Below are 11,093 nucleotides of genomic sequence, written 5' to 3' on the forward strand. Positions count from 1 at the left end.
AAGCGGCTAAAGCCCAAAATGGAAGAGTCTGTCCTCAAAATGGCACTTATCAAGCGGCTAAAGCCCAAAATAGAAGAGTCTGTCCTCAAAATGGCACTTATCAAGCGGCTAAAGCCCAAAATGGAAGAGTCTGTCCTCAAAATGGTACTTATAAATCGAATAAAGCCCATTTTGGAAACAGCAGGGTTAATCATCCACATCATACGGTTTTCAAGAATTAGCTGAAGAATAAGGCATTACCACAAGCGTGTCCGGGAAAAACACTTGCTTTTTATTTATGTTATTCTTATTACAATCAACGGTATAATCTATCATAAGTTGTTTCCGCATGTAGAAAATTAGTGTAATTGGAATGTTTACAATAGTACCCTGAATCCAATCACTCGAAAACTCGACGGTTGCTGTTTCTCCAGTTATTACATTAGTAAAAACAGCTTTTTTACCGTTGTCAAACGTATCTAAGGCATAGTCTCCAACAGTAAGTATTTGATTTAGCAAATATAGCGTTTGTCGGTAAAATAGTAATATGCACATGCAGATGGAAATGTACATAATTGTTGGATTATCAATGTTTGTAAAATATAGAAAAAGTAAACATACAAAATGTGAATAAAACAATTTCAAGCGCTATAAAGAATATGTGTTGGATAATCGGTGGATATTGGTTGGGCTGCCTGTTCAGATTTACTTTCAAAAATGAATCATGCTGCAGATCTCCTATCCCATAATACCACCACTCATCATTCACCACATACCCACATTACCGATAATCCGTCGGACTGGCAAAATATTGTCATAATGCTCGATCTCGTCTAATACAATGGTACAAATCATTATCTCTTGTCTAAGGTGAGAATCTAGGACGTCTCTGTCTAGACATCCTATTATCCTCAGAACGTTTATTCGCTGAATGATTATTGGCTTATGAATAAAATAGATACCAAAAAATTTAAAACTCATTATCATACATGTTGATCACTCCATAGCTTGTCTCTGTTCACACCTTGGACTTACAACATAGGGAGGCGAGTGTAGTGCATGATTATATTAAGGATCGCACATTGAAAATTGGAAAATACCTGGTGGAAACCAAGAAAACGGTAAGGGTCATTGCCAAGGAATTTGGTGTATCCAAGAGCACCGTACACAAAGATCTTACAGAGCGATTACCAGAATTACACCCAGAATTAGCAAATGAAGTGAAGGAAATTTTAAACCATCATAAAGCAATCCGTCACTTAAGAGGAGGCGAAGCAACGAAAATGAAATACCAATTATATGAAAAAGATAGCCCATCGCTCCACAAGCCATTAGCCAAAACAGAGGCATAATGGTTCTAAATACCTATATAATCCGCAAGCCATCAAGGAAAAGGAAATTCTGACTGAGGATCCTCTCTAACCTATACATACCTTCCATTAGAGCCTGAATACGATGATGAAAATAGCAACTTCCATTTCTCGACACCAACCAAAACTCATAAAAGCAAATCTTGTATTTTTTCAACAAAAATAGTAACAATTTCTCAATTTTTGTGCTATTATATATAATCAGAGGCATTGTGTTCGACTATTGAAAAAGATATAGATACATATATAACAGTACGGATACGAAGCAATTAGAATCTTAGGGAGGATCGAGATTTCATGTTTTCAAGAGATATTGGAATAGATTTAGGAACGGCGAATGTCTTAATTCATGTGAAGGGTAAAGGCATTGTTTTAGACGAGCCATCTGTTGTGGCAATGGACCGTAATACCGGAAAAGTATTAGAAGTTGGAGAAGAAGCTAGACGCATGGTAGGGCGTACACCAGGAAATATTGAAGCGATTCGTCCATTAAAAGATGGCGTTATTGCTGATTTTGATGTAACCGAATCAATGCTTAAATATTTTATCAATAAAATCGATGTCAAAGGCTTTTTATCAAAGCCAAGAATGTTAATTTGCTGCCCAACAAACATCACAAAAGTCGAACAGAAAGCAATTAGAGAAGCGGCAGAAAAATCAGGTGGAAAAAAGGTTTACTTAGAAGAAGAGCCAAAAATTGCAGCAATCGGAGCAGGGATGGAAATCTTCCAACCGAGCGGTAATATGGTAGTGGATATTGGTGGTGGAACGACCGATATTGCGGTGCTATCAATGGGAGACATTGTAACAGCACAATCTGTAAAGATGGCTGGCGATAAATTTGATTCCGAAATCTTACAATATGTAAAAAGAAAATATAAATTACTTATCGGTGAGCGTACGGCAGAGGATATTAAAATCAATGTTGCGACAGTTTTTGAAGGGTCCCGAAATGAAGAAATTGACATTCGAGGACGCGATATGGTGACAGGCCTTCCGAGAACGATCACCATCTATTCAGGTGAAGTGGAAGAAGCACTTCGAGAATCTATTGCGCTTATTGTGCAAAGTGCGAAAACCGTACTGGAAAAAACACCTCCAGAATTATCAGCAGATATCATCGATCGCGGTGTCATTCTTACAGGTGGAGGCGCATTATTACACGGCTTAGACCAACTGTTAGCAGAGGAGCTTAAAGTACCTGTTTTGCTTGCAGAGGATCCAATGACATGTGTAGCAAAAGGAACAGGCATTATGTTAGACAATATCGATAAATTGGAACGTTCCATCGTCTAAAGGCAAAGAGGTGAGCGGAAATGTTAAGAGGTTTTTATACAGCGGCAACAGGTATGATGGCACAGCAACGGAAGCAGGAAGTTTTGTCCAATAATATGACGAATGCTCTTACCCCAGGGTATAAACAGGATCAAGCATCATTAAAAGCTTTTCCAGAGCTACTGATTCATCGTATGGAAAATCAGCAAATACCGACAAGATCGCAAAGTCAAGTTCGAACAATGTTGGAGATCGGTGCAATTAATACAGGAGTGTATGTTCATGAAACGATTCCTGATTTCACACAGGGATCCCTTCAACAGACAGACATGACAACAGATATGGCATTAGTTCAAACAGAAACTCCTGATGAAAATGGCTCGATTTTTTTTACGATCCAAAATGGTGATGGAGATGTCCGCTATACGAGAAACGGTAACTTTACCGTTGATGGTGAAGGGAACCTAACTACGAATGCAGGATATTATGTGTTAGATAATGCAGGGAATCCGATCAATACAGATGGACTAGAATTTGAAGTAACGCCTGAGGGATTTGTTCAAATTGGAGAACAAAATATACCGCTCGGAGTCGTCTATAGCAATGACCCCAATCAATTAGTAAAAAATGAAGAGGATTTATTTGAATTAGCGGAAGATGCAGAGGCATTGGTTGATGCTAGAGAAACAGCAGGTTTACAATTTAATGTTCAACAAGGTTATCTAGAAGGCTCGAATGTAGACCAAGCGGAAACGATGACAGAGATGATGCAGGCATACCGTGCTTTTGAAGCAAACCAAAAAGTTGTACAAGCATATGATCGAAGTCTAGACAAGGCAGTGAATGAGATAGCACGACTCGGATAATAGAAAAAGGAGAATAAATCCATGACGAGAATGACATTTCAAGCTGCAGCAATGATGACACAGCTTCAGCACAAACTCGATACGATTGGAAATAACTTAGCTAATTTAAATACAACCGGTTTTAAAAGTCGAGAGACTAATTTTTCTGCATTACTAACTCAACAGATTAATACAGAAGATGCGACAGATAATGGAGCAAGATTAACTCCTGAAGGTATTCGTGTTGGAGCAGGTGCTAAGCTAGGTCATACAAATCTTAATCTGCAAGAAGGATCTCTTCAGACAACAGAACGGGCATTGGATGTAGCTTTATTAGAAGCTAACCATCTATTTCAAGTAAACGTGGTGGAAAATGGCACCGAAGAAATTCGTTACACAAGAGCCGGGAATTTTTACTTAAGTCCTATTAATAATGAGCAAGTGATGCTTGTTACATCTGACGGTTATCCAGTGCTAGGAGAAGCTGGCCCGATTATTTTAGCAAATGATATGGATAATGTAGCCATAGATGAAAATGGACGAATCAATGTAACAAGAAACGGGATGGAGCAAGTCGAAGGACAGCTTAATATTGTAGAGGCAGTACGTCCACGATTATTAGAAGGAACGGGTGATAGTTTATTTCGTCTTTCAGAAGAAACGTTAGCCAATTACAATCTGAATGAAATCATCAACGATGTAGAAGGGAATAATGTCCGCCTTCAAAGTGGCGCATTGGAGAGCTCCAATGTCAATATGTCCATTCAAATGACCGACATGATAGAAACACAGCGGGCCTATCAGTTTAATGCAAGAACGATTTCGGTGCATGATCAAATGAAAGGTCTGATTAACCAACTACGTTAAAATAAAGATCAGATAAAGCGCAAGTTTTTCGAGTAAGGAGCCATTTCTTATGTCTAAGGAACAAAAAGCTGAACAACAAAAGAAGAATAACAACAACCAAGCTAAAGCTAAGCAAACAAAATCAACTAAGCCAGCAGCTAAAAAACAAAAAAATAGCAAAAAGCAGGATCCGTCAAAACAGAATCAATCTAAGCAAACACAAGAGCAAAAAAAAGCCAAAGCACGACGTGCCGAGAAGAAGCAAAATAAGCGCTACGTACGCCGTCTTATTCCTGTCTGGCTAAAATTGCTCATTACGATTGTTCTGAGCTTGTTTGCATTAATTATTGGTTTGATTGTAGGCTTTAGTATGGTCGGAGATGGAGAGGCATTAGATGTTCTGCGATTAGAAACATGGCAGCATATTTTAGATTTTGTCCGAAAAGGAACTTAATGGCACAGACAATGAGCTGTGCTTCTTTTTTTGGTATACTAAGGAAAGAAACCAGTTATGGGAAGGAGTATCTCTATGGATATAGAAGAAATTAAAGCAACTATTCCTCATCGCTATCCTTTTTTATTAGTAGATGCGATTACAGAACAAACAGAAAGCAAAATCAAAGGAATAAAAAATGTAACGATTAATGAACCCTTTTTCCAAGGGCATTTTCCTGATTACCCAGTAATGCCTGGTGTTTTAATTGTTGAGGCACTCGCGCAAGTGGGAGGAGCTGCCATTTTAAGTAAGGAAGAGAACAAAGGGAAGATCGGTTTCTTAGCTGGAATTGATAAATGTCGTTTTAAACGACAAGTGAAGCCTGGTGATCAGCTTTCACTAGAAGTAGAAATTATTCGTATTAAAGGACCAATTGGAAAAGGAAAGGCTATAGCAAGGGTTGGAGATGAATTAGCTTGTGAAGCAGAAATAACCTTTGCTGTAAAATAAACAAAAGGCTCTCGCAGAAAGACTTGGCGAGAGCCTTTGTATGCCATAGAATATTCCATATTTGAAAGCAATTCTTTTATCCTCTTCACCAAACCCTGCAAAAATTTTTACATAATAGCATAATATTTTAAAATTCTGGTTAAGCTACCTTTGAAAAGATTTTAAAAGGAGGAGCTTTCATGAATAAGAAATATATGAAGCTTTTAGGAACTTTAGCATTATCCACTGCACTTCTTTTCGGCTGTGCAGGAAATGATGAAGAGCAGCCAACAGAAGAACAACCAGACCAAGGTAACCAGCCAACAGAAGAAGAGCCTGATATGAACCAAGATCAAGATGCACCAAATCAAGATCAAGGTGAAGATAACATGGGTAATGGTAATGGTGACGAAAATCTTGGTGACAATGTCGAAGAAGATTTGGATCAAGCAGAGGAAGATATGCAAGACGCTATGGATAATGGCAACAACCAAGAAGAAAATAAGCAAAATCAAGATGATCAACAATAACGACGAGAAAAAGCCATTCACGAATGGCTTTTTCTATTGCCATAACCGGGCCAAACCCTCAAGCTTTATGCATTGCGATGTCTCGACAAATTATGGTATGATCAACCAGTGACTGACTGGTCATTCCTATAAAAAAATGAAACCTTTATTTTTTTTGATTCGTACTATATGAGGGGGTTACCTATCCTTGCAAGAAGATAAGCGAAATAAATTGATTGAAGAAAGCATGAAGTTATTTTCAGAAAAAGGATTTCACGAAACATCGATACAAGAAATTGTCCAGAATAGTGGTGTATCGAAGGGGGCGTTCTATCTATATTTTGACTCGAAGGATGATTTATTGGTAGCGATATTCGATTATTATACCGCTGTCATTATCGAAAAGCTCCAACATGTAAATAGAGGTACAAATGATCCTTTTCAGAGGATGCAGGATCAAGTGGCGGAGATTTTTAAGCTATTTCGTGATCACAAGGAATATTTACTTGTACATTTTCGCGATAAGATTCACTTAGGAAATAAATTAGATGATGTTATCATTCGTGTACATAAGCAGAGCTATGAATGGGTGAGAGAAAGCCTGCTATCGATCTATGGAGAAGAATTGGTTCCTTATATGGCAGATATCGCCATCAACTTTGATGGAATCATGGCAGGCTATTTTAAATGGATTGCGATTTATGATTTTGTTTTTGATCCTGATCAATTAGCCGAAGCTACCGTAAGAAAAATCGATACGATAGTGAAGCAGCTTTTGGTAGAAAAGCCAGAACCAATATTTGATCCTAGTACAATAGAGGGATTGAACCTAACGAGTGAGTCATCCAATGTAGAGAATATTTTAGCAAAACTAAAACAGTATTTACAAAAAATGAAGCTTCCAAAAGGAAAGAAAGAACACCTATCAGAGGTTATCTCCGTAATGAAGGAAGAATTTCAAAAAGAAGAGCCTAAAGCCATTATTATAAATAGCATGCTTGAGCAAATTCAGCCGTATTCTGAGCTGGATTTTTGGAGAAAACAGCTCGAAAACATTTTACAAAAATAAAACCTTAGGGAGGGGACAAATGTAATGAAACGAATATTATTCATGCTCATCCTTGTCATGGGGGTACTCGTCGCATGTTCAGAGGATGATAAGGAAGAGAAAGAAACAGAAAGGGTAACACCAGTTGAATTAGGAGAGGTAACACAAGGTAATCTGACAATGGATCGAACCTTTTACGGTCGTACCACCCCAAATCAAACGACTCCAATTGTTCCAACAGTTGCAGGTAAGTTAGAAGAGCTAGAAGTGGAAAATGGAGACCAAGTAGAAGAAGGGGATAGGCTTGCGCTTGTAACAAGTCCACAAGGGAATATCGCAATAGATGCACCAATGGATGGAACGATCACAGGTCTTCAAACACAAGAAGGTGGATTAGTATCCAATCAAGAACCATTTGCCTCGATCGTTGATTTAGAGCAATTAACGGTACAATTACAAGTACCAGATGTGCAGCTTGATCTTTTTGAAGAAGGAAATCCGGTGCATGTGACCTTAAAGGCAGCAGAAAAGGAAGAGCATGAAGCAACGATTGAATATGTAGCATCTACTGCAAATGAGGCAGGACTTTTTCCGATTGATCTTTCCTTTGATAATGCAACCACTCATTACAATGCCGGAGTAACAGCGATAGTAAGCCTCGAAGAAACCGTGGTAGAAAATGCGCTTTTAATACCAACAGCAGCACTAGTTGAGGCAGATGATGAAACCTTTGTCTATACCGTTAACGATAATACAGCTAAAAAAGTAGCTGTTACTGTACAAGCCACACAATCCGATTTAACAGCAGTGAAGGCGGAGTTAAATAAAGGAGATAAGGTGATCACAAGCGGGCAATTAACATTAGCAGATGGTAGTAAAATTAGTATCATAGGGGAGGAATAATCATGAAATTAGTGAAAACATCAGTAAAACGCCCAGTAGGGGTAATCATGATTGTTCTTGCTATCATTGCGCTCGGTGTGATCTCTGTTCGAAACTTGGCAATCGATTTATTTCCAGAAATAGATTTACCTGTTGCGGTTGTAGCGACAAACTATCAAGATGCAGCACCACAAGAAGTAGAACAGCTTGTCTCAGAGCCTTTAGAAGGCGCGCTCAGTTCGATCGAAGGAGTCAATACGATTCAATCACAATCACAGTCAGGTGCATCCCTTGTGATCATCATGTTTGAAAATGGAACCAATCTGGATAATGCGATGCTTGATGTTCGAGAAAGCGTCGATCAAGTAAAAAGCGCTCTTCCAGAAGGGGCAAATGACCCGAGTGTATTACGATTTAATCCGAATCAACTTCCAATTATGTGGGTTGGCTTAACAGGAAGTGATACAGCTAAATTACAAGAACTTGCTGAGGATAAGATTCAACCATATTTCGAACGTCAAGGTGGCGTGGCATCAGTAGAAATTGAAGGAGGACAAGAACGAAAGATTGACCTTGTTCTAGACCGAGCAGCAATGAATCAATATGGTGTCAGCTCACAATTGATTCAACAAGCACTAGCCGGAGCTAATCAATCCACCTCCGCGGGATCGATACAAAAAGGCGATAAAGACCTTCAGCTAAGAGTAGAAGGAAGCTTTGAGTCCGTAGATGATATCGCCAATACAATTATACAAACACCTCAAGGGACGAAGATTCGCGTACAGGATGTAGCGGATGTTCAGGATACCTTTAAGAAAAATGGCACAACATTAGTAAACAATGAAGAAGCAGTTGTTTTAAGCATTCTAAAACAATCAGATGGAAATTCAGTCGACGTATCCAACAATATTATCGATGCAGTCGCCGACTTAAAAGAAGATTTACCAAATGATGTCGAATTAGAAGTCGTTGTCGATACATCAGAGTTCATCAAACAATCGATTAATTCGGTTATCCAAAATATGATCTTTGGTGGAATCTTCGCATTATTTGTGTTATTACTGTTTTTGCGAAGTGTTCGTGCAACAATCGTCATCGGTGTATCGATTCCAATTGCTATTGTCTCTACCTTTGTCTTACTTTATTTTACTGGAGAAACGTTAAACATCCTGACAATGGGTGGTTTGGCATTAGGTATTGGGATGATGGTCGATAGCTCGATTGTTATACTGGAAAATATTTATTCCTACAGGCAGCAGGGGTATTCCTTGAAAGAGTCTGCGATTAAAGGGGCATCCGAGCTAGCACCAGCCGTTATCGCGTCAACTACCACAACATTGGTCGTATTCTTACCAATCGTGTTCGTTGAAGGAATCGCATCGGAATTGTTTACACCATTAGCAATCACGATCTCCTTTTCTTTACTCGCGTCCTTAGTGGTTGCCGTTACCTTAGTACCAATGCTATCTTCTAAACTTTTATCCAAAGCGATGAAGGATCATGGTAGAAGATACTGGTTTGATCGCATCCTTAACCGTGTAACGAATGGTTATGCGAAGGTACTGGCAAAAGCGTTGAAGCTTCGAAAGACGACCATTGCTGTCACGATTGTAGCAATTATTGGAAGCATCGCGTTAATTCCTTTTATCGGCACAGCGTTTATACCAGAAGGGGATCAAGGGCAAATCAGCATTACGGTAGAAACACCAACTGGTACTTCAGAGGATAAAACACTAGAAGTTGTCGGTAAAGTGAATGACAAATTAGAAGATTATAAGGATATCATCGATGTCAGCTATGTAACCGTTGGAAGCGGGGATGCAAGCTCTGCTGTTATGTCAGGAGGTTCTGAAGGCTCCTTCACGATCCAACTCGTGCCACAAGAAGAAAGATCGACAACAACAACAGCGGTTGTACAAGAGCTAGACGAAGAGCTTTCGTCAATAGCAGGTGCGGAGATCACGGTTGGTGAGATGAGCTCAGGTGGTTTAAGCTCTTCTGATCCTATTCAAATCCAGCTTTCAGGTCCAGAAAATGATGTGCTAATGGAGCTGTCCGATCAGGTAATAACAGCTATAGAAGATGTGGAAGGTGTGTACATCCCATCATCCTCTATTGCCGATACACAACCAGAAATGAATATCCATATTGATCGAGAGCTAGCAGCGGAATATGGCCTTACCTATCAAGAGGTAATGAACCAGATTCAGGTTGGCTTCACTGGTCAAACGGTGATGCAATACCGGGAGGGTGGAGACGAAATGAATGTTAGTCTCATTTTCCCAGAAGATGAACGTTCCACCATCAATGATTTGGAAAATTTATATATCCAAAACCAACAAGGCACACAAATACCGTTACTAACGATTGCTGATTTTGAACAAGTACAAAGTGCCGCAACCATTACAAGACAAAATCAGCAACGCCAGGTAAACATTTCCTCCGATATTGTAGATAGGGATTTAGGTAGTGTCATGCAGGATATTGAGGAAGTACTAGATAGCTTCCATTTCCCGAGTGATGAATATTCCTACTCCATTGGAGGCCAAGCAGAGGATATGGTCGAAGCATTTAGCGATTTAGCCGTTGCGTTAATTTTATCGATCTTCCTTGTATATGCCGTAATGGCCGTGCAATTCGAGAACTTTCTATATCCATTAATTATCATGTTCTCGATGCCAGCAACCGTTGTCGGTGTCCTCGGTGGACTATTTATTACCGGACAGCCACTATCGATCACCGCCTTTATTGGGATCATCATGCTAGCAGGTATCGTCGTCAACAATGCGATCGTGCTAGTAGATTACATCAATATCCTACGCAGTCGAGGAGTCGACCGTCACGAAGCGATTATGGAAGCAGGAAAATCAAGGCTAAGACCAATTTTAATGACAACCCTAACGACCGTACTAGCCATGGTCCCACTAGCCTTAGGTTACGGAGAAGGCGCCGAAACGCAACAGCCAATGGCTATTACCGTCATCTTTGGTCTATCCGTATCCAGTTTATTTACCCTTGTGCTCATACCAGTCATCTACACTTATTTTGATAACCTATCAGAGCGAATCAAAGGTTGGTTTAAAAAAGAAGCATAAAGGAAGCGAGATCTCCCATTTTTGATGAGAGATCTCGTTTTTATGTGGAAATGAACGTTATATAAAAGTGATTTCATCATGGATTCTCGCTTGAAATGAGGTTTATAATGGTAATAACAGTCATTTCGGTGTGAACTGCTGGTTGAACTGCAGTTTACAGAGGCGATGAAGGTTATTTTTACTTGAGATCTCGTTTGAAATGAAGTTTATAAGGTAGATAACAGTCATTTCGGTGTGAACTGCTGGTTGAACTGCAGTTTACAGAGGCGATAAAGGTTATTTTTACTTGAGATCTCGTTTGAAATGAAGTTTATAAGGT

The 11,093-nt window shown here is 39.4% G+C and carries 11 protein-coding genes; all 11 read left to right on the forward strand.

The window, feature by feature from the left end:
- The coding region (locus DLJ74_RS20520; RefSeq protein ID WP_181397620.1) for a hypothetical protein at nucleotides 1-221 on the forward strand (221 nt) is incomplete at its 5' end.
- Between the two features lie 813 nt (nucleotides 222-1,034).
- Nucleotides 1,035-1,331, forward strand: coding sequence for a sporulation transcriptional regulator SpoIIID (spoIIID, locus tag DLJ74_RS16190; protein ID WP_054787628.1), 297 nt, complete (start codon nucleotides 1,035-1,037; stop codon nucleotides 1,329-1,331).
- A gap of 315 nt (nucleotides 1,332-1,646) precedes the next feature.
- Nucleotides 1,647-2,645, forward strand: coding sequence for a rod shape-determining protein (gene mreB / locus DLJ74_RS16195; RefSeq protein ID WP_109985228.1), 999 nt, complete (start codon nucleotides 1,647-1,649; stop codon nucleotides 2,643-2,645).
- A 20-nt stretch (nucleotides 2,646-2,665) separates the two neighbouring features.
- Entirely contained in the window at nucleotides 2,666-3,490 is an 825-nt protein-coding gene (locus DLJ74_RS16200; protein WP_109985229.1) for a flagellar hook-basal body protein, read from the forward strand.
- 21 nt (nucleotides 3,491-3,511) lie between these two features.
- The gene (locus DLJ74_RS16205; protein WP_109985230.1) at nucleotides 3,512-4,336 is read left to right on the forward strand and encodes a flagellar hook-basal body protein; all 825 of its coding nucleotides are present in this window, start codon (nucleotides 3,512-3,514) and stop codon (nucleotides 4,334-4,336) included.
- 49 nt (nucleotides 4,337-4,385) lie between these two features.
- The gene (locus DLJ74_RS16210; RefSeq protein ID WP_054861574.1) at nucleotides 4,386-4,769 is read left to right on the forward strand and encodes a DNA-directed RNA polymerase subunit beta; all 384 of its coding nucleotides are present in this window, start codon (nucleotides 4,386-4,388) and stop codon (nucleotides 4,767-4,769) included.
- A 75-nt stretch (nucleotides 4,770-4,844) separates the two neighbouring features.
- Entirely contained in the window at nucleotides 4,845-5,261 is a 417-nt protein-coding gene (fabZ, locus tag DLJ74_RS16215) for a 3-hydroxyacyl-ACP dehydratase FabZ (protein ID WP_109985231.1), read from the forward strand.
- 179 nt (nucleotides 5,262-5,440) lie between these two features.
- On the forward strand, nucleotides 5,441-5,770 hold the full coding sequence (locus tag DLJ74_RS16220; RefSeq protein ID WP_054787631.1) for a hypothetical protein: 330 nt from the start codon (nucleotides 5,441-5,443) through the stop codon (nucleotides 5,768-5,770).
- Between the two features lie 187 nt (nucleotides 5,771-5,957).
- Nucleotides 5,958-6,818, forward strand: coding sequence for a TetR/AcrR family transcriptional regulator (locus DLJ74_RS16225; RefSeq protein ID WP_054861575.1), 861 nt, complete (start codon nucleotides 5,958-5,960; stop codon nucleotides 6,816-6,818).
- A gap of 24 nt (nucleotides 6,819-6,842) precedes the next feature.
- Nucleotides 6,843-7,700, forward strand: coding sequence for an efflux RND transporter periplasmic adaptor subunit (locus DLJ74_RS16230; protein ID WP_109985232.1), 858 nt, complete (start codon nucleotides 6,843-6,845; stop codon nucleotides 7,698-7,700).
- Nucleotides 7,701-7,702: 2 nt separating this feature from the next.
- The gene (locus tag DLJ74_RS16235) at nucleotides 7,703-10,774 is read left to right on the forward strand and encodes an efflux RND transporter permease subunit (RefSeq protein WP_109985233.1); all 3,072 of its coding nucleotides are present in this window, start codon (nucleotides 7,703-7,705) and stop codon (nucleotides 10,772-10,774) included.
- The last annotated feature ends 319 nt before the right edge of the window (nucleotides 10,775-11,093 follow it).

This window comes from Gracilibacillus dipsosauri, assembly GCF_003176895.1.
GTDB classification, from domain to species: Bacteria; Bacillota; Bacilli; order Bacillales; family Amphibacillaceae; genus Gracilibacillus; species Gracilibacillus dipsosauri.

Coding starts and splice junctions, on each gene's coding strand:
- mreB (WP_109985228.1), top strand. CDS start 1,647: ATGTTTTCAAGAGATATTGGAATAGATTTAGGAACGGCGAATGTCTTA.
- DLJ74_RS16200 (WP_109985229.1), top strand. CDS start 2,666: ATGTTAAGAGGTTTTTATACAGCGGCAACAGGTATGATGGCACAGCAA.
- DLJ74_RS16205 (WP_109985230.1), top strand. CDS start 3,512: ATGACGAGAATGACATTTCAAGCTGCAGCAATGATGACACAGCTTCAG.
- DLJ74_RS16210 (WP_054861574.1), top strand. CDS start 4,386: ATGTCTAAGGAACAAAAAGCTGAACAACAAAAGAAGAATAACAACAAC.
- fabZ (WP_109985231.1), top strand. CDS start 4,845: ATGGATATAGAAGAAATTAAAGCAACTATTCCTCATCGCTATCCTTTT.
- DLJ74_RS16220 (WP_054787631.1), top strand. CDS start 5,441: ATGAATAAGAAATATATGAAGCTTTTAGGAACTTTAGCATTATCCACT.
- DLJ74_RS16230 (WP_109985232.1), top strand. CDS start 6,843: ATGAAACGAATATTATTCATGCTCATCCTTGTCATGGGGGTACTCGTC.
- DLJ74_RS16235 (WP_109985233.1), top strand. CDS start 7,703: ATGAAATTAGTGAAAACATCAGTAAAACGCCCAGTAGGGGTAATCATG.